Raw genomic sequence first — 19814 nt, 5'->3', positions numbered from 1 at the left:
TCATTACCTGGAACCCCGATTGAATTCGTACAGCGGGCGTGCCGGCGCCAACGACCGGCCCGCCAGGGCGGCCTCGAGAACACTAATGCCGAAGCGCTCTCAGCGCACGCGGAGGGCGGGGAACACTCAATTCGCGGACTTGCGGGCCCGGTACGCGGCGACCGCGTTGCGATTGGTGCAGGCCGTCGAACAGTAACGACGGGAACGGTTGCGGGACAGGTCCAGCACGATGCCCGCGCAGGAGTCGTCGGCGCAGATCGACAGGCGGGAGAGCTCGTCGGCGCGGATCAGGTCGATCATCGCCATGGCCGTCTCCACGGCGATCCGGACCTGCAGCGGAGCCTGGGGCGGGACCGCGTGGATGTGGTAGTCGAGGCCGTCGTGGCGGACCAGTTCGGGGACCGCGCGATGCTCGGCGAGGATGGCGTTCACCACAGCGACGGCGGTGTCGCGGTCGGCGGTGAGCAGGCGACGCAGCGGCGCGCGCTGGGCGCGGACCGCCGCGAGTTCGGCGGCGGTCCCGGCATGCGCCCCGGTGTAGCGGTGCTTCTCGAAGAAGGCGTCCAGCTGGGCGATCTCGGTCAGGGTGTCCGGCTCCTCGGCCGAGTTCACCAGCTCGACCGCCGCGGCCATGGAGGCCACCGTGTCATCAGCGAAAAGCACATTGACATATTACACACGTGACCTTTAGCGTCATTTGTCATGGGGACTTTGACTCATGACAGGACGGTGGTGTCGCACCGGATCCGCTCCGGGCTGATCTGCGCCGCCCTGTCGGCCGCCGCGTTCGGGCTCTCCGGGCCGCTGGCCCGCGGACTCATCGACGCGGGCTGGAGCCCCGCCGCCGTCGTCATCGTCCGCGTCCTCCTCGGCGCGGTCGTGCTGCTGCCCGCCGCCGTCGTGCGATTGCGCGGTGACTGGGACCTGCTGCGGCGCAATATCTCCCTGCTCGCGGGATACGGGCTGCTCGCCGTCGCCACCGCGCAGCTGTCGTATTTCAATGCCGTCGCCCACATGGATGTCGGGGTCGCGCTGCTCATCGAATACACCGCGCCGATCGCCGTGGTGGTCTGGTTGTGGCTGCGCCACAGTCAGAAGCCCGGTCGCGCAACCGTTCTCGGCGCGATCATCGGGGTGACCGGGCTGGTGCTGGTGCTCGATCTGCGATCGGGCACCAGCACCAGCTGGGTCGGCATCGCGTGGGCCCTGGGTGCGATGGTCGGCGCGGCCGCTTATTTCATCCTGAGCGCGCACGCCGGGGACGCGGTGCCCGGCACCGTACTGGCCACCAGCGGACTGCTGGTCGGCGGACTCGGCATCCTGGCGGCGGGCCTGCTCGGCGTCGTCCCGCTGCACGCCACCACCACTCCCGTTGCCTTCCAGGGGTTCACCGTGGACTGGTGGGCGCCGCTGCTCGCGCTCGGCGTGATCACGGCCGCCATCTCCTATGTCACCGGTATCGCCGCCACCCGGCTGCTCGGGTCACGCCTGGCGTCCTTCGCGGCGCTCGCCGAGGTCCTGGCCGCCATCCTGTTCTCCTGGGCGCTCCTGGGCCAGACGCCCGCGCCGATCCAATTGTTCGGCGGCGCTTTGATTCTCATCGGCGTCGTGGTCGTGCGACTCGGGGAACCCGACGACGACACGAATGCGCCATAACGCTTCACATCTCGAGTTGATAACGGTAGTTTGTCGCAAAGGTCGGGAAACCTATCGCAAACTCGAGGACCAGCCACCATGGGTATGACCAAATACGTTGCGCCTGCCTTGCTTTGCTTGACCGCGACCACCGTCGCCGGCACGGCCACCGCCGCGCCCGAGCAGGCCCCCGCGCAACCCGCCCTGCAGATCAAGGGCACCGATCACAGCATCGGCTACGACGTCGCGCTCTCCTCGGACCACCGCTCCGCGGTCAGCACCCTGCAGGCCGGGCGGTTCCTCGCCACCTGGGACGGCGAAGCCGTCATCGTCACCGACGACAAGGGCACCCTGGTCTCCACCGTGCCCCTGAAGTACGACATCGATGGCAAGACAGCGGAATTCACCCCGGTCATCGACCAGAGCAACCGCCGCCTCACCCTCACCCCGGTCGCCGCGTCCGACACCGAGCTGCGCGCTGTCGACGCCCAGCAGCACTTCTTCGACGTGGTCCAGGCCAATATGCCCGCGGTCGCCACCGGCGCGGCGATCGGCGCCACCATCGGCTTCATCGCGGGCTTCCCACTCGGCCTGTTCGTCCTGGACTTCATCACCGCCCCGCTGCTCGCGGTGGTCGGCGGCGTGGTCGGCGGGGCCATCGGCCTGCAGATGTCCGGCGGCCACGAGGCCTCCGAGGCCGCGCTCGCCTACGTCGACACCCTGGCTCCCGGCGCGTCGAACATCTTCCGGCCCGCCTTCGCCGCTATCCCGACTCCCCCGCCCGCCAACTGACGCCTCCCCCACCGGGATTCACGCCAGGAAGCTGACCGACTCCACCGGCATGCTGTTGTTCCAGTGGTACCACCACACGTTCATCTCCTGCGCGAGGTCGAAACGGAAGGTGTGCCCGTTGCCGGGGCCGTCCACAATCGTCCACAGGCCGTTGGGCTGGCCGATCACCTGACTGACGCTGCCGTCGGTCCAGTCGAATCGGCCCAGCGACGGCGAATCGAGGGCATTGAACGGCAATTCGGCGGTGAAGTGGCCGGATTCGATACCGGGCAGCAGCGGACTAGCGCAGGCCCAGACGTCCGCCTCCCGGTGGACGCTCTGGCCTACGCTGCCGGTCCCCGGAATCAGCGCGCCGGTGAGGACGCCGCCGTGGCGGCAGCCGCCCAGTGCGCCACCGGGATCGGCGGCGGCGAGCGGTAGCGACAGTGAGAGCGGCAAGGACAGCGACAGGGCCGCTCCACAGCAGACGGCCGAAACGAGAGCACTACGAGCGAACACGTCAGCTCCTCCCCTGCAACGGGGGCCGGTTACTTCGTCGCAAACAGCATAGACCCGCGCACCGCGCTCGAGCGGGAAAAGAGTTCGGCCCCCGCTCCGACAGGGAGCGGGGGCCGAATCCTATTGCCTGGCTACACGCTTAGCGGTAATCGCTGAAGCCGTAGTCGTCCAGCGGAACCGCGGCACCGGTGGAGGTGCCGAAGCCGTCCGGGCTGTAGTAGCTGTCGTCGTAGGACGGGACAGCGTACGCCGCCTGGCGGGCCTCTTCGGTCGGCTGCACCTGGATGTTGCGGTAGCGGTTGATACCGGTACCGGCCGGGATCAGCTTACCGATGATCACGTTCTCCTTCAGGCCGATCAGCTTGTCGGAGCGGCAGTTGATCGCGGCGTCCGTGAGCACGCGGGTGGTCTCCTGGAAGGAGGCCGCCGACAGCCACGAATCGGTCGCGAGCGACGCCTTGGTGATACCCATGAGCACCGGACGACCCGAGGCGGGCTCGCCACCCTCCGCGACCACGCGGCGGTTGGCGGACTCGAACTCGGCGCGCTCCACCAGCGAACCCGGGAGGAACTCGGTCGCACCCGAATCGATGATGGTGACGCGGCGCAGCATCTGGCGGACGATCACCTCGATGTGCTTGTCGTGGATGGACACACCCTGCGAGCGGTACACCTCCTGGACCTCGTGGACCAGGTGGACCTGCACCTGACGCGGGCCCATCACGCGCAGCACCTCGTGCGGATCGGCCGAGCCCTCGAGCAGCTGCTGACCGACCTCGACGTGGTCACCGTCGGCCAGGAGACGCTCGGAGCCGTCCTCGTGCTTGAACACCCGCAGACGCTGACGCTTCGACAGCTTGTCGTACAGGACCTCGTCCGACCCGTCGTCCGGGATGATCGTGATCTTGTAGAAGCGGTCGTCGTCCTCGAGCCGCACGCGACCCGACACCTCGGCGATGGGGGCCTTGCCCTTGGGCACACGAGCCTCGAAGAGCTCCTGCACACGGGGCAGACCACCCGTGATGTCGTCACCCGCGACACCACCCTGGTGGAAGGTACGCATGGTCAGCTGGGTACCGGGCTCACCGATGGACTGGGCGGCGACGATACCGACGGCCTCACCGATGTCCACCAGCTTGCCGGTCGCCATCGAGCGGCCGTAGCAGGTGGCGCAGACGCCGGTGCCGGTGGTGCAGGTCAGCACGGAGCGGACCTTCACCTCGGTGATGCCGGCCTCGAGCAGCGCCTCCAGGGCGGGATCGCCCAGGTCGTGGCCCTTCTCGACGACGACATTGCCGTTGGCGTCGATCGCGTCGGTCGCCAGGGTGCGAGCGTAGGTGCTGGTCTCGACGTGCGCGTCACGGATGACGGAGCCGTCGGCCTGCTTCTCCGCGATCGGCACCACGATGCCGCGCTCGGTGCCACAGTCGGTCTCGCGCACGATGACGTCCTGCGACACGTCCACCAGACGACGGGTCAGGTAACCCGAGTCGGCGGTACGAAGCGCGGTGTCGGCCAGACCCTTTCGCGCACCGTGGGTGTTGATGAAGTACTCCAGAACCGTCAGACCCTCACGGAAGGAGGACTTGATCGGCTGCGGGATGAACTCACCCTTCGGGTTGGTCACCAGACCCTTCATGCCCGCGAGGGTACGAGTCTGGGTGAAGTTACCCGTGGCGCCCGAGTCGACGATCGTGATGATCGGGTTGTCGGCCGGGTAGTGCGCACGCAGCGCCTTACCGACCTCTTCGGTCGCTTCCTGCCAGATCTTGACCAGGGCGTTGTTGCGCTCCTGGTGGTCGAGAGCACCACGCTGGTACTTCTTCTCGATCTGGTCGGCCTGCGCGTCGTAGCGCGCCATGATCTCCGCCTTCTCCGGCGGAACGAGCACGTCCGACATGGAGACGGTGACACCCGAACGCGTGGCCCAGTAGAAGCCGGCGTCCTTGAGCTTGTCGACGGTCTGCGCGACCACGATCATCGGGTAGCGCTCGGCGAGATCGTTGATGATCGCCGCCTGCCGCTTCTTCGGCATCGGCTCGTCGATGAACGCGTAGTCCGCCGGGAGCAGATCGTTGAAGAGCACGCGACCCAGGGTGGTCTTGCAGGTCCACGCGTCGCCACGCTGCCAGCCGTCCGGGAACAGCTCGGCCTCGACATCCTTCGGCGGACGCTGATCGGTCAGGCGGACCTTGATCAGCGAACGCACGGTCAGGTCGCCGCGGTCCACGGCCATCTGCGCCTCGGCGGGCGAGGAGTAGACGCCGAACTCGGCCTCGTCCTTGGTGGCGGCCCGGTACTCGCCGACCGCGCCCTCTTCCAGACGGGTCAGGTAGAACAGGCCGGTCACCATGTCCAGACGCGGCATGGCGAGCGGACGACCCGAGGCCGGCGACAGGATGTTGTTCGAGGACAGCATCAGGATGCGGGCCTCGGCCTGCGCCTCCGCGGACAGCGGGAGGTGCACGGCCATCTGGTCACCGTCGAAGTCGGCGTTGAACGCCTCACACACGAGCGGGTGCAGCTGGATGGCCTTACCTTCGACCAGCAGCGGCTCGAAGGCCTGGATACCCAGGCGGTGCAGGGTGGGCGCACGGTTCAGCAGCACCGGGTGCTCGGAGATGACCTCTTCGAGGACATCCCACACCTGGGGACGCTGACGCTCGACCATCCGCTTGGCGGACTTGATGTTCTGCGCGTGGTTCAGGTCGACCAGACGCTTCATGACGAACGGCTTGAACAGCTCGAGCGCCATCAGCTTGGGCAGACCGCACTGGTGCAGCTTCAGCTGCGGACCGACCACGATGACCGAACGGCCGGAGTAGTCGACACGCTTACCGAGCAGGTTCTGACGGAAACGACCCTGCTTGCCCTTGAGCAGATCGCTCAGGGACTTCAGCGGGCGGTTACCCGGACCGGTGACCGGACGGCCACGACGGCCGTTGTCGAACAGCGCGTCCACCGACTCCTGAAGCATGCGCTTCTCGTTGTTCACGATGATCTCGGGCGCACCCAGATCGATCAGTCGCTTCAAACGGTTGTTGCGGTTGATGACGCGGCGGTACAGGTCGTTCAGGTCGGAGGTCGCGAAGCGGCCACCGTCCAGCTGCACCATCGGGCGCAGCTCCGGCGGGATCACCGGAACGGCGTCGAGGACCATGCCCATCGGCGAGTTGCCGTTGGTCTGGAACGCGGCCACGACCTTCAGACGCTTCAGGGCGCGAAGCTTCTTCTGGCCCTTGCCCGTCCGGATGGTCTCGCGCAGGTTCTCGGCCTCCGCGGCGATGTCGAAGGTCTCCATGAGCTTCTGGATCGCCTCGGCGCCCATGGCGCCGGTGAAGTACTCGCCGTAGCGGTCCTGCAGCTCGCGGTAGATCACCTCGTCGATGATCAGCTGCTTCTTGGCCAGCTTGGTGAAGGTGGTCCAGATCTCGTCGAGCCGGTCCAGCTCACGCTGGGCGCGGTCGCGCAGCTGACGCATCTCGCGCTCGCCGCCGTCCTTGACCTTGCGGCGGACGTCGGACTTGGCGCCCTCGGCCTCCAGCTCGGCCAGGTCGGCTTCCAGCTTCTGGGCGCGGGCCTCGAGGTCGGCGTCACGCTGGTCGGCGACGGTCTTCTTCTCGACCTCCATCTCCGCCTCGAGCGTGGAGAGCTCGTTGTGACGCAGCTCGTCGTCCACCGAGGTGATGACGTACGCGGCGAAGTAGATGATCTTTTCCAGATCCTTCGGCGCGAGGTCGAGCAGGTAGCCCAGACGCGACGGGACACCCTTGAAGTACCAGATGTGGGTGACCGGAGCGGCCAGCTCGATGTGGCCCATGCGCTCACGACGCACCTTGGCGCGAGTCACCTCGACACCACAGCGCTCGCAGATGATGCCCTTGAAGCGGACGCGCTTGTACTTACCGCAGTAGCACTCCCAGTCCCGGGTGGGACCGAAGATCTTCTCGCAGAAGAGGCCGTCCTTCTCCGGCTTCAGCGTGCGGTAGTTGATGGTCTCCGGCTTCTTGACCTCACCGAAAGACCAGTTACGAATGTCTTCGGCGGTCGCCAGGCCGATCCGGAGTTCATCGAAGAAGTTGACGTCTAGCACGTAACTTCCTTTCCCCTGTTCGGGTTGAGTATGAGCAAAAGTTCGCTAAATCCGTTGCCCGGGAAGGCTTCTCGAATCCGATCGGCCTTCCCGGACCGTTCGCTCACTGCGCCAGGTCGTCGACCGTCGCAGCCTCGTTGCGGGACAGGTTGATACCCAGGTTCGCCGCGGCGCGCTCCAGGTCCTCGTCGTCGCCGTCCCGCATCTCGATGGCGGCGCCGTCCGAGGACAGCACCTCCACGTTGAGGCAGAGCGACTGGAGTTCCTTGAGCAGAACCTTGAACGACTCCGGGATACCCGGCTCCGGAATGTTCTCGCCCTTGACGATCGCCTCGTACACCTTCACGCGGCCGACCACGTCGTCCGACTTGATGGTGAGCAGCTCCTGCAGGGTGTAGGCCGCGCCGTACGCCTGCATGGCCCAACATTCCATTTCACCGAAGCGCTGACCACCGAACTGCGCCTTACCACCCAGCGGCTGCTGCGTGATCATCGAGTACGGACCGGTCGAACGCGCGTGGATCTTGTCGTCCACCAGGTGGTGCAGCTTCAGGATGTACATGTAGCCGACGGACACCGGGTACGGGAACGGCTCACCGGAGCGGCCGTCCAGCAGGATCGCCTTGCCGTCGTCGTTGATCATCTTCTCGCCGTCGCGGTTCGGCAGAGTCGAACCGAGCAGGCCGGTCAGCTCCTCCTCGCGCGCACCGTCGAACACCGGGGTGGCGATGTTCGTGTCGGCGGGCTGACCGATCATCTCGGCCGGCAGGTTCTTCGCCCAATCGGGAGAACCCTCGACCTGCCAACCGGTCTTGGCGATGTAACCCAGGTGGGTTTCCAGCACCTGACCGATGTTCATACGACGCGGCACACCGTGGGTGTTCAGGATGATGTCGACCGGGGTGCCGTCGGGCAGGAACGGCATGTCCTCCTGCGGGAGGATCTTGCCGATGACGCCCTTGTTGCCGTGGCGACCGGCGAGCTTGTCGCCGTCCTGGATCTTGCGCTTCTGCGCGACGTAGACGCGGACCAGCTCGTTGACGCCCGGGGGCAGATCGTCGTCGTCGTCACGCGAGAACACGCGCACGCCGATGACCTTGCCGGACTCACCGTGGGGCACCTTCAGGGAGGTGTCGCGGACCTCGCGGGCCTTCTCACCGAAGATGGCGCGCAGCAGGCGCTCCTCGGGGGTCAGCTCGGTCTCACCCTTCGGGGTGACCTTGCCGACCAGGATGTCGCCGTCGCGGACCTCCGCGCCGATGCGCACGATGCCACGCTCGTCCAGGTCCGCCAGGACCTCGTCGGAGACGTTCGGGATGTCCCGGGTGATCTCCTCGGCGCCGAGCTTGGTGTCGCGAGCGTCGATCTCGTGCTCCTCGATGTGGATCGAGGTGAGCACGTCGTCCTCCACGAGGCGCTGCGACAGGATGATCGCGTCCTCGTAGTTGTGGCCTTCCCACGGCATGATCGCCACGAGCAGGTTCTTGCCCAGGGCCATCTCACCGTTCTCGGTGCACGGACCGTCGGCGAGCACGTGCCCGGCCTCCACGCGGGTGCCCTCGTCCACGATCGGACGCTGGTTGGCGCAGGTGCCCTGGTTGGAACGCTCGAACTTGCGCAGGCGGTACGAACGACGGGTGCCGTCGTCGTGCATGACGGTGATGAAGTCGGCCGAGACCTCTTCCACCACGCCGGCCTTCTGGTTCACGACCACGTCACCGGCGTCGACCGCGGCACGCAGCTCCATACCGGTGCCGACCAGCGGCGACTCGGAACGGATCAGCGGCACGGCCTGACGCTGCATGTTCGCGCCCATGAGGGCACGGTTGGCGTCGTCGTGCTCGAGGAACGGGATCATGGCGGTCGCGACCGACACCATCTGGCGCGGCGAGACATCCATGTAGTCGACCGCGCTGGCGTCGACGTATTCCATTTCCTCGTTGCCGTGGCGGGCGAGGACGCGGTCCTCGAGGAAGCGGCCGTCCGCGTCGACCGGCGAGTTCGCCTGGGCGCGGATGTGGCGGTCCTCTTCGTCGGCGGTGAGGTACTTGACCTCATCGGTGACGCGGCCGTCGATGACCTTGCGGTACGGGGTCTCGATGAAACCGAACGGGTTGACCCGCGCGTAGACCGAGAGCGAACCGATCAGGCCGATGTTCGGGCCTTCCGGAGTCTCGATCGGGCACATGCGGCCGTAGTGCGACGGGTGGACGTCACGGACTTCCAGGCCGGCGCGCTCACGGGACAGACCACCCGGGCCCAGCGCCGACAGACGACGCTTGTGGGTCAGACCCGAGAGCGGGTTGTTCTGGTCCATGAACTGCGACAGCTGCGAGGTGCCGAAGAACTCCTTGATCGCCGCCACGACGGGACGGATGTTGATCAGGGTCTGCGGGGTGATGGCCTCGACGTCCTGGGTGGTCATGCGCTCACGCACGACACGCTCCATACGCGAGAGACCCACGCGGATCTGGTTCTGGATCAGCTCGCCAACCGTCCGCAGACGACGGTTGCCGAAGTGGTCGATGTCGTCGACGTCGACCGGGACCTCGGAGCCGCCGGGGGCGGTCATGAGGCGATCGCCCTGGTGCAGACGGACCAGGTACTCGATCGTCGCGACGATGTCTTCCTTGGTCAGCGTCGAGCCGGTGACCGGCTGGTCCAGGTTCAGGCCCAGCTTCTTGTTGATCTTGTAGCGACCGACGCGCGCCAGGTCGTAGCGCTTCTCCTTGAAGAACAGGTTCTCCAGCAGGGTCTGCGCGGACTCCTTGGTCGGCGGCTCGCCCGGACGCAGCTTGCGGTAGATGTCGAGCAGCGCCTCGTCCTGACCCGGGGTGGAGTCCTTCTCGAGGGTGGACATCATGATCTCGGAGAAACCGAAGCGCTCGGTGATCTCCTCGGTGGTCAGACCCAGCGCCTTGAGCAGCACGGTGACCGGCTGACGACGCTTGCGGTCGATGCGGACACCGACGGTGTCGCGCTTGTCGACGTCGAACTCCAGCCACGCGCCGCGCGACGGGATGACGCGCACGGAGTGCAGCGTCTTCTCGGTCGACTTGTCGATGGAGGAGTCGAAGTACACACCCGGCGAACGGACGAGCTGCGACACGACGACGCGCTCGGTGCCGTTGATGATGAACGTGCCCTTGTCGGTCATCATCGGGAAGTCACCCATGAAGACCGTCTGAGACTTGATCTCACCGGTGTTGTTGTTGATGAACTCCGCGGTCACGAACAGCGGAGCCGCATAGGTCATGTCCTTGTCCTTGCACTCCTCGATGGAGGCCTTGACCTCTTCGAAGCGCGGGTCGGAGAAGGACAGCGACATGGAGCCGGAGAAGTCCTCGATCGGAGACAGCTCCTCGAGCACCTCCTCGAGGCCCCCGGTGGGGTTGGTGACGTCGCCGCGCGCGGTGGCACGCTCACGCCAGTCTGCTGAACCGACCAGCCAGGCGAACGATTCGGTTTGTAGATCGAGAAGTCCGGGAACCTCCAGGGGTTCACGAATCTTCGCGAAAGACACCCGCTTCGGGGCTCCGGGGATACCGGCCTTGGTCTGGGTGGAGACTGCCAAGATGCGTCCTTCCAGCACCTAACGCGCGTCGCGTGGTGGTCCGCGACCGTCGCTTGTCTGCTACGAATTCCGCTGGTTACGACCCGAACGAAACCCGAACAGCAGACAGCGGAAGTAACACCGGAAGGCGAAACTTTCGTGATGCGATCGAGGTATGGACAGGAGGCAGCCAGCGCAACGTCCAAAACTACACCCAAACCTACGGGGGTGTCAAAGTACCACCCGTGGCGATCCGTGGGCGTCAACTTCGCCCCGGTGTGTCTGTGTCGATATTCCCGGCGTTCAGATCGCCGATACCGCCACAGCCGAGTGGCGGTCTTCACAAGTGTCCGGCCGGGCCTCAGAGTCCGCTGGCTGCGTTCACAGTGCCCACGCCGGCGAGTTGTCTCCTGTGACAGCCGCCGCTGTTGTGAATAGCGTGACGGCTAGGACGAAAGTCGTCAAGTGGCGGGCCGAGTTGACAAAACGCGAGATCGCCTGTCGCAGAGCAAGATCACCCTCCGACGTCGCGCAATGCCGGAAAGACGGCGGCGAGCAGGCGATGTGACGACCGACTTACCGGTGATCCCCGACTCCCGCCGGGGATCTCCACGGCCTACTTGTCGGTGATCTCCGAGGCCAGCCAGTGGCCGTCGGTCTTCTGCATCCGCAGCACGATCGGGCCCGACGCGAGGGGCTCGGGCTTGCCGTCCTTGACGGCGGAGATGTTCAGATTCACCAGCAGCTCGGCCCGGTCGCCGGTGAGCAGCGTCACGCCGATCGGGTCGGTCTTGACCGTGGTGTCGGTCTGAGTCTGCTTGATGGTGTCGACCGTGGTGTCGACGAACTTGGCGAAGTCCTTCTGCATCTTCTCGGTGAGGACCGAGTTGACCGAACCCTTCCACTTGTCGATCTCGGCGGCCTTGTAGCCGTAGAGCGTGGTCAGCGCGTGGTCGGCGGCGGCCTTGACCTCATCGGTGGCCGCGTTGTCGACGTAGGCGAGATTGCCGGAGCCGGAGTTGGGCTTGCTCACCCAGTGGTTCACCGCACCCACGATCGCGAAGGCCAGCAGCAGGGCCGACAGCGCCGCGCAGACGGTCGCGATGCCCCAGTTGGGCCAAAACCCGCCCTGTCCGGTCAGCTTGGAATACTGTTGCGAGGCACGGTCTTTGGCCGGGCCCCGGCCGCGGATACCGGCCCGGACCCGACCGCGCGGGGTGGCGCGCGAGGCGGTGTTCTCGGAACGCTCGGTGGTGGACCGGGCGCTCACGTCCGCGGCGGTGGTCCGCGACGCGGTGCCGCGCTGGGCGGCCGGGCGGCGCGGGGTGACGCGATTGACGGGTCGTTTCCGGTTGGCCATGGTCACTCCCTCCTAGTTGCCCGGCTTGGGCGCCGTGGTCGGCTGCTGGGCGGGCTGTCCGGAGCCCAGCGGCACCGGTTCGCCCAGGTTCTGCGCCTTCTCGGCCTTCCAGGTGCTGCCCTGCTTGACCAGGTCGAGGGTCCACAGCTGGCGGAAGGAGGCGGGCTGGCCGCCGGGCCAGCTGCGGGTGATCTTCAGGACCGCGAAGGCCGAGGCGTGGTCGCGTTCACTGTTGAGCGAGGTGAGCGTGATGCCCTCGACCGCGGACTCGATCCGGGTTTTGGACTCCTGGGCGGTCTGCTTGAGCTGTTCCTGCCCGTCCTCCTGCTGCTTCAGCAGGTCCCCCGTCATCGATGACCGGATGTTCGCCAGCGACCCGTCGATGTCGTCGGGATTGATCGACATGAGGTTGACCGCGGCCTGGCGGGCATCGGTGAGGGCGGCGTCGCGGGCCTCGGCCCGGGACTCGTCCTTGCTGTCCCCGATCCACAGGAACCCGATGACAGCGGCGGCGACGACCGAGACCGCCAGCAGACCGGCCGCGCCGATCCGGGCCAGGGTGCGCGGATCGCGAGGTTCGGTGGTGACGGCGTCGGCCTGGGACGCGTCCGGGGTCGTGTCGGGAACCGGCTCGACCGCCGGCTTCTCGAGGTTCGCCCCCGATTCGCTGTCCTTGTCCTGGCTCACGCCGCCACCATACTTTCCTCTCCTGCCGGTCAGTGCTTGGGAGTGATGCCCATGAGGGTGGACAGCTGGGTGGCCACCGGGTTCAGGTTGAGCTTCTCCGGGTCGTACTTGGGCTTGTCGTCCCACGGCTGCGCGACATTGGGGTCGGCCAGTTCGGCGCGGGCCCCGCCGCGCACGGCGGTCTCGCTGCCCTGCGGCACCGCACAGGTGGCCGCGGTGTTGAGCGGGAAGTCGTCGCGGGTGTCGTCGAAGTTGGGGTTCTGGGCCTTCATCTGGTCCAGAATCCGTTGCGTGCCTTCGTATCCCACCGTGCAGGCGGGCGGGTTGTTGGTCTCGAGCACCAGGCCGAAGTGGGTGGTGCCGTCACCGGGCGCGGTGGAGGAGCCGCCGAGCGGCAGCAGCGGCAGCATGGCCAGCACCGGGCCGATGGCGTAGAACTTCGGCGAGATGGCCTGCAACAGGACCCGCAGGTTGGTGAGGTCCTTGGTGAGGGCCGGACCGCTCTCCTGCAGCAGGCGGTTGATCGAGGAGCCCGCGTCGGTGCCGGTGCCGATGAGGCGGCGGACGTCCGGGTCGCTGGACTTCAGCTGCGCGGTGAGCTTGTCGAGGCCGTCGCTGAACTGCAGGATCGCCGGGGACTGTTCGGCCTGAGTGCCCAGCACGGTGTGGGCGGACCGGATCAGGGCCAGGGTCTGCTGCAGGTTGTCGCCGCTCGCGGTGGCGGTGAACTTGTTGAGCGAGTCGATCAGGATCTTGAGGTCGTCGCCCTTGCCGTCGAAGGCCTTGCCGAGCTCGGTGATGGTGGTGGACAACGCCTTCAGGTCTGTGGTGCCGGCGAAGGTGTCGACGCTGGTGAGCAGGTCCTCCACGTGGATGGGCAGCTGCGCGCCGGTGATGACCGAGCCGTCCTTCAGGTACGGCCCGCCGTCGCTGGAGGGCAGCAGGTCCACGAACTGTTCGCCGATGGCGGAGCGGTCGGCGACCACGGCCTTGGCGTTGGCGGGGACCTTGGGCTTGGAGGAGTTCATCTCCAGGGTGATGAGCACGCCGTCGGGGGTGATGTCGAGGTCGCCGACCCGGCCGACGGGGACGCCGCGGTAGGTGACCTCCGCGCCCTTGGACAGGTTGCCGGTCTCGGTGGCCTGCACCTTCACCTTGTACAGCCCGAAGCCGAGCATATTGTCCAGCCGCACGTATTTGGCCCCGACGAAGACGACGCCGAGCACGGCGATGATCGCGAAGGCGATCAGCTGATTACGCACCAGACGAGTCATCGCGGACCACCCACTCCCAGCTGCTCGAGGATCGATCCGAGCGGATCGGTCGGTCCCGGCTGCCCGGTGGGCCGCGCCACGGTGGGCGGCAGGGGCAGCAGCGAGACGGTCGGCCAGCCGCCGCGCGGCCCGTTGCCGTTGTAGTACGGGTTGGTCGGATCCACGTTGACCTGGCGGCCCGCGGGCGGCAAGTACTGCGGATCCGGCTTGCCCACACCGAGATTCGACAGCAGGCCGCCGATCTGCAGGTCCACCGAGAGCCAGGTGTTGACCTGGCCGCCGAACGCGGACTTGATGGCCTCGTCCGGGAACGGATAGGTGGGGATGAGCGGGAACGCGGTCACCAGGTCACCGGCCGACGCGCCCAGCGCCTGCAGCGTGGGCCGCAGCGAGGACAGGTCGGTGATCAGGTTCTCCTTGGACTTGTCCAGCACGTCGATCCCGGCCTGGCCGACCCGGTCCAGCTGGGTCAGCAGCTGGATCAGTTGCGGCCGTTGCTCATTGAGGATCTTGATGCCCGCGGGCAGCTCGTCGAGGATCTTGGTGATCTGGGTGGTCTGGGTGCTCACCCGGCTGCTCAGCGTGTTCAGGCTGTCCAGCGCGCGGGTGATGTTGCCGACCTGGTCGTCGAGGCCCTTGATCAGAGTGTTGGCCTGGTTCAACAGGTCCCGAACCTTGCCCTCGCGGCCGTCCAGAGTCTTGTTGAGCTCCACGATGATCGGCTGCAGCTGCGCCACGCCGCCGCCGTTGAGCAGCAGCGACAGCGCGCCGAGCACCTGCTCCACCTCGGTGGCGGTGCGGGTGTTCTCGACGGGGATGCGAGCCCCGTCCTTCAGGCGCGCGGAGTCGGCGTCCTTGGCGGGCGCGGACAGCTCGATGTACTTCTCGCCCAGCAGGTTGGTCTGCTTGACCTCGGCCCGGGCATTGGCGGGCAGGTTGACGTCATCGTTGACCAGCACCTGCACGCTGGCTTCCCACGCGTTGTCGGGGGCGATGCGGATCTTGTCGACCCGGCCCACGGCCACGCCGTCCACCTTCACCGTGGACTGCGGGACCAGGTCCAGCACGTCGGCGAAGCGGATGTCGAGGTGCAGCGGATGCTTGCCGATGTTCGGGCCGCCGGGCAGCGGAATACTCTCCGCGCCACAGCCCGCCGCCACCAGCGTCACCGCGCCGAGCGAGGTGGCGACCAGCGCCGCGCGCCGGATCCGGTTGGCGCTCATCGCTGTCCACCTTCCTGCTGCGACGGCGGCAGCTGGTCGGACGGATTGCCGGGCACCGAGCCGGGCACCGCGTTGCGCTGTTCGTTCTCGCCGCTGAGGATGCCGAAGGGCAGCACCAGCGATGGCGTCTTCACGCCCGCGGTGAGCTGGTCGGTGATCAGCTTGCAGTTGTTCAGGATCGGGCCGAGCTGCCGCGAGATGGCCTCGAACTTGGGGTCGCCGGGACGCAGCTTGCCCAGGTCCAGCATCTTGCAGACGACGCCGAACGGGTCCTGCAGGTCGGTGAAGTTGGGGCGCATGTCGAGCGTGCCGGTCTCACCGTTGTGCACGTTGATCAGGTTGCTCAGCGCGGTCGGGATGAGCGGCAGCGCCTTGGCCAGATCGTCGCGCTGATCGGCGAGGGTCTGGGTGACCTTGGTCAGCGCGTCCGCGTTGGACTGCACCAGTTCCCGGTTGTTGTCGATGAACCGGGCCACGTCGCCGAGCGCGACCGAGAGCAGGCTCAGCGCGTCGCCGAGGGTTTGGCGCTCGTCGGACAGGAACCCGGCCAGCGAGGCCAGCTGGGTGTTGAAGGTCCGGACCTGCGCGTCGTTGTCGGCCAGGGTCTGCACGAAGGTCTGCAGGTTCTTGACCGTGTCGAAGATGTCGGTGCGCGAGTCGGAGAGCGCGTGCGCGGCCCTGGAGAGCTGGGTGAAGCTGTTGCCCAGCGCGTCACCGTTGCCGGCCAGGTTCTCGGCGCCGGTGCGGGCCAGCTGGTTCAGCGCGCCGTCCTTGTTGGCGCCGTTGGGGCCGAGCGCCTCGGACAGTTCGGTGATGCTCTTGTAGAGGCGGTCCACCTCGACCGGGGTCGCGGTGCGCTCCTTGGGGATGGTGGCGTTGCGGCCCATCTTGGGTCCGCCCTTGTAGGCGGGCGCGAGCTGGATGTACCGGTCCGACACCACCGAGGGGGTGATCTGGGCGGCCTTGGCGTCGGCGGGGATGTCGTACTTGCGGTCGACCTTCATGACGACCTCGACCACGTCGCCCTTGGGGGTCACCGAGTCCACGTGGCCCACCGGCACGCCCAGGACCCGGACGTCGGAGCCCTTGTAGATGCCGATCGACTTGTCGAAATACGCGGTGATCTTGGTGGTTTCGAGCCGGTCGTAGCTCCACCACGCGACGCCCGCGAGTGCGACCGCCAGGACGGCCACCAGGGCGATGATCTTGTTCTTACGGCTGGTGCCGCTCAACGCGGTCAGCGGATTCTTCGCCACGAGTTACCCTCCCAACTTGCGAATCGGATCGCGGTTGCCTGGAATATCGGGCAGCGCGGGCGGAATCAGGTTCGTGATGACCGCGTCGAACCAGCGGCCGGTGCCCAGCACGTTGGAGTACAGCCCGTAGAAGGGCGCCGCCAGCGTGAGCGTCTTGGACAGGTCGGCCTGGTGGTCGTTGAGCAGGTCGATCGTCTTCTCGAGATTGGTCAGCGCCGGGCCGATCTGCTCCTCGTTGTCCTTGACCAGCGCGGTCAGTTCCGCCGCAACGGTTTTCGCGCCGGCCAGCAACTGGTGGATGGCCTGCTGGCGGACATTGAGTTCCGCGATCAGCTGGCCGCCGTTGGCGAGCAGCCGCTCGAACTCCTGATTGCGGTCGGCCAGCACCTTCGAGGTGGTCCGGGTGGCGGCGAACAGCTTCTTGAGCTGGTCGTCGCGCTTGGCCAGCGACTCCGAGAGCCGGGCCACGCCGTCGATGGACCCGCGCAGCTGCGGCGGGGTCGCGGAGAAGGCGTCCGAGAGCACCTGGAAGCTCTGCGCGAGCTGCCCGGTGTTGGTCTCCTCGATGTTCTTGGCGGCATCGCTGAAGGCGTCCACCACATCGTAGGGAGACACGGTGCGCGACAACGGAATCCGGTCACGCGGGTTCGCGGTGCGGTCGCCCTTGGGGTCGAGCGCCAGGTACTTCTGGCCCAGCAGCGTCTTGATCTGGATGGACGCGCTGGTCTCGTTGCCGATCCAGGCGTCCTGGGTGCGGAAGTCGACCAGCACCTTGTCGCCGTCGAGGCGGACATCGGAGACCGCGCCGACCTTAACGCCGGCGATGCGGACCTCGTTGCCCTTCTTCAGGCCCGCGGCCTCGGAGAACTCGGCGGTGTACTTGGTGCCCGCCCCGATCAGCGGCAGCTTGTCCAGGTTGAACGCGGACAAGGTCACCAGCAGCACCAGGATCAGGCCCAGCCCGCCCATGAATGCCGGACTGCGCTTGCCCATGACAATGCGGTCATCCATCAGCGGCCTCCCTTCCCGTGGCAGCGCGGCGCCGGGTTCGTGTAGATCGGCTGATTCACCGTCGGCAGGTTCTGGAGCGCGGGCGGGAAATTCAGCTGCGGCGCGTCCTTGGTGCCCGGCCCCGCGACGATGTCGATGCCGCACAGATAGAACTGGAACCAGGAGCCGTAGGAGGCGGCGCGGCCCAGCTTCTCCATCTTGATGGGCAGGTTGGTCAGGCCCTCTTCGACCTCGTCCTTGCGGTCGTTGAGGGTTCCGGTCAGCTGGTTCAGGCCCGCGATCGCGCCCTGCAGGTTCGGCCGCACCGGTACCAGCAGGTCGGCGGTGGCCTGGGCCAGGCCGCCCAGCGAGGAGACCGCGGAACCGATGGTGCCGCGCTCGGCGTTCAGGCCGGAGACCAGCGCCTCGGTGTTCACGATCAACTGGTCGAGCTGGTCGCCGCGCGAATTGATGCTGTCCAGCACCAGATTCAGGTTCTTGATCAGCTCACCGATCACCGCGTCCTTGTCGGCGATCTTGTTGGTCAGCGAGGCGGTGTTGGCCACCAGGTCCGCGATGGTGCCGGACTCGCCCTGGAAGACCTGGATGATCTCGTAGGACAGCTTGTTGACATCCTCGGGGGTGAGGGTCTGGAACAGCGGGCGGAAGCCGTTGAACAGCTCGGTCAGATTGACCGCGGGCTTGGTGCGCTCCAGCGGGATCGTCGCGCCCTTGTTCAGCTTGCGGCCCTGCTGCCCGGTCCCCTGCTCCAGCGCGATGTAGCGCTGGCCCACCAGGTTCCGGTACTTGATGGTCGCCGTGGTCGAGGCGGGCAGCCAATCCCGGTCGGTCAGTTCGAATTCCACATTGGCCAGGCGCTTGTCCACGATGGCCACATTGGTCACCTTGCCGACGCGGACACCCGCGACCCGGACCTCGTCGCCCTTGTTCAGGGAGGTCACGTCGGTGAAGCGGGCATTGAACTTGGTGCCGCCGCCACCGTAGTTGGCGATGGTGAGCGCCAGCACGCCCGTCAGGAAGACCGTGACGAGAATGAAGGCGATCAGTTTGGTCAGCGTCGGCCCGAGGCCACGCAACAGATCCTTCACTTGACGCTCACCTCACTGCCGCGGAAGGCGGGCGCGGCGATCTTGGTGACCCAGCTGGGCACCTCCTCGGGCGAAACGCCGTGGGCGGCACCGTAGATCGTGCCCAGCGCCTGGGTCTCCTGCGGCGAGTACGCGGTCGTCGGCGTCTGGGGCCCGTACACCTTGTACTGCGGCGCCTGCATCCGGCCAATGTTCTGGTCACCCGGGTTCCGGCTGGGCGGCTGGTAGGAGCCGTCATTGGCGGAACCGTCGGTGTACTGACCCGGATCGGTGAAGGGCGGGTACATCGGAATGCAGAGCGGGCCGCGCGAATCGAACCAGCGCGGCTCGTCCTGGTTGGGAACGTAGCGCCCGCGCGGGTTCACGATCGAGACGCTCACCCGCGAACCCGGCATGTCGGTGCCCTTGCCGAAGAGCGTGTCGATGCGCGGCTTCAGCTCGGCGAAACCGGCCAGCGCGCAGCTGTAGCTGGGCGAGTACTTGGCCAGCTGCTCCAGCGCGGGCCGCGAGTCCGCGGCCACGTCGATGATGTTGTCGCGGTTGAGCAGCAGGAAGTCGGCGGTGGTCGTGGCACTCGGGGTGAGAGTCGCCAGCAACGTGTCGATCTGCGACTTCTTCTGCACCACGGTCGCGTTGGTGGTGCGCAGGTTGTCCAGCGCGGACACCAGCTGCGGCGCGGCGTCGGAGTAGGTGGTGGCCACGTCGGCCAGGCTCTTCAGATCGTCCTGCAGGGTCGGCATCACGCCGTTCACCTGGGTGACGATGTCGTCGAGCCGGTCGATGGTCTTGCCCAGCTCCTCGCCCTGACCCTGCAGCGCGTTGGACAGCGCGCCCAGCGTGGAGGACAGGTACTGCGGCGGAATCGCCTGCAGCAGCGGCAGGATGTGGTCCAGCAGCTGGCTCACCTCGACGGCGTTGCCGGAGGTGTCCTGGTGCAGGGTGAGGCCCTCGGTGAGGTGGCCCTGCGGGCTGTCCGGCCACACCAGGTCGATGTAGCGCTCACCGAACAGCGTCTTGGGCAGCAGCCGCGCGGTCACGTTGGACGGGATCTTGTCCGCCTTGGCGGGGTCGATGGCCAGGTCCAGGTGCACGTTCTTGCCGTCGTAGCTGCTCGAGCGCAGCTCGCCGACGGTCACGCCGCGGACCTTCACGTCCGCGTTGCGGGTCAGCGCGTTGCCGACGGTGTCGGTGACCAGGTTGACCCGCACCGTATCCACGAACTGCTTGTTGTAGACGGCGATGGTGGTCCACAGGAACAGCGCCACCAGCGCGAAGAACAGCACGCCCAGGGTCCGCTTCTTCAGCGTCTGCCCGCGCTCCGGGTTGCTCATGCTGACTCCATCC

At 66.9% G+C, this 19814-nt stretch carries 14 protein-coding genes; 2 read left to right on the top strand and 12 right to left on the bottom strand.

Annotated elements, in window-relative coordinates; all coding sequences use genetic code 11:
* Positions 1-126: 126 nt before the first annotated feature.
* Entirely contained in the window at positions 127-663 is a 537-nt protein-coding gene (locus tag ACFRAQ_RS01085; RefSeq protein WP_379092377.1) for a CGNR zinc finger domain-containing protein, read from the bottom strand.
* Positions 664-702: 39 nt separating this feature from the next.
* Here ACFRAQ_RS01085 and ACFRAQ_RS01080 point away from each other — a divergent pair, with 39 nt between their 5' ends.
* Both ACFRAQ_RS01080 and ACFRAQ_RS01075 read left to right on the top strand, forming a co-directional pair.
* Positions 703-1656, top strand: a complete 954-nt coding sequence (locus tag ACFRAQ_RS01080) for a DMT family transporter (protein ID WP_379092374.1) — start codon at positions 703-705, stop codon at positions 1654-1656.
* 117 nt (positions 1657-1773) lie between these two features.
* Entirely contained in the window at positions 1774-2427 is a 654-nt protein-coding gene (locus ACFRAQ_RS01075; RefSeq protein WP_379092371.1) for a hypothetical protein, read from the top strand.
* A gap of 18 nt (positions 2428-2445) precedes the next feature.
* On the opposite strand, the gene ACFRAQ_RS01070 is transcribed toward ACFRAQ_RS01075, so the two are convergent.
* The 11 genes from ACFRAQ_RS01070 to ACFRAQ_RS01020 all read right to left on the bottom strand — a co-directional run bounded on the left by ACFRAQ_RS01070 (position 2446) and on the right by ACFRAQ_RS01020 (position 19801).
* Entirely contained in the window at positions 2446-2925 is a 480-nt protein-coding gene (locus ACFRAQ_RS01070) for a hypothetical protein (RefSeq protein WP_379092369.1), read from the bottom strand.
* Between the two features lie 139 nt (positions 2926-3064).
* Positions 3065-7018 carry a DNA-directed RNA polymerase subunit beta' gene (locus ACFRAQ_RS01065; RefSeq protein WP_379092366.1) on the bottom strand — a complete coding sequence of 1318 codons (3954 nt, stop codon included), beginning with the start codon at positions 7016-7018 and terminating at the stop codon, positions 3065-3067.
* Between the two features lie 103 nt (positions 7019-7121).
* On the bottom strand, positions 7122-10610 hold the full coding sequence (locus tag ACFRAQ_RS01060; protein WP_379092363.1) for a DNA-directed RNA polymerase subunit beta: 3489 nt from the start codon (positions 10608-10610) through the stop codon (positions 7122-7124).
* Between the two features lie 577 nt (positions 10611-11187).
* On the bottom strand, positions 11188-11931 hold the full coding sequence (locus tag ACFRAQ_RS01055; RefSeq protein WP_379092360.1) for a hypothetical protein: 744 nt from the start codon (positions 11929-11931) through the stop codon (positions 11188-11190).
* A gap of 12 nt (positions 11932-11943) precedes the next feature.
* The gene (locus tag ACFRAQ_RS01050; RefSeq protein ID WP_357281770.1) at positions 11944-12618 is read right to left on the bottom strand and encodes a hypothetical protein; all 675 of its coding nucleotides are present in this window, start codon (positions 12616-12618) and stop codon (positions 11944-11946) included.
* Between the two features lie 29 nt (positions 12619-12647).
* On the bottom strand, positions 12648-13892 hold the full coding sequence (locus ACFRAQ_RS01045) for an MCE family protein (RefSeq protein WP_379092357.1): 1245 nt from the start codon (positions 13890-13892) through the stop codon (positions 12648-12650).
* Positions 13889-15115 carry an MCE family protein gene (locus tag ACFRAQ_RS01040; protein ID WP_379092354.1) on the bottom strand — a complete coding sequence of 409 codons (1227 nt, stop codon included), beginning with the start codon at positions 15113-15115 and terminating at the stop codon, positions 13889-13891. Before ACFRAQ_RS01040 ends, ACFRAQ_RS01045 begins: the two co-directional genes overlap by 4 nt.
* A complete protein-coding gene (locus ACFRAQ_RS01035) occupies positions 15112-16371 on the bottom strand; it encodes an MCE family protein (RefSeq protein WP_379092351.1) in 1260 nt (419 codons plus the stop codon). Before ACFRAQ_RS01035 ends, ACFRAQ_RS01040 begins: the two co-directional genes overlap by 4 nt.
* Positions 16372-16374: 3 nt before the next feature.
* On the bottom strand, positions 16375-17382 hold the full coding sequence (locus tag ACFRAQ_RS01030; protein WP_379092348.1) for an MCE family protein: 1008 nt from the start codon (positions 17380-17382) through the stop codon (positions 16375-16377).
* Positions 17382-18458, bottom strand: a complete 1077-nt coding sequence (locus tag ACFRAQ_RS01025) for an MCE family protein (protein ID WP_379095705.1) — start codon at positions 18456-18458, stop codon at positions 17382-17384. Before ACFRAQ_RS01025 ends, ACFRAQ_RS01030 begins: the two co-directional genes overlap by 1 nt.
* Positions 18459-18466: 8 nt before the next feature.
* The gene (locus ACFRAQ_RS01020; RefSeq protein ID WP_379092345.1) at positions 18467-19801 is read right to left on the bottom strand and encodes an MCE family protein; all 1335 of its coding nucleotides are present in this window, start codon (positions 19799-19801) and stop codon (positions 18467-18469) included.
* Positions 19802-19814 lie beyond the last annotated feature (13 nt).

It is taken from the genome of Nocardia sp. NPDC056611 (genome assembly GCF_042792755.1).
Taxonomy (GTDB): Bacteria; Actinomycetota; Actinomycetes; order Mycobacteriales; family Mycobacteriaceae; genus Nocardia.
The sequence above is the reverse complement of the archived record's forward strand: the minus strand, read 5'-3'. Positions and strand labels throughout refer to the sequence as shown.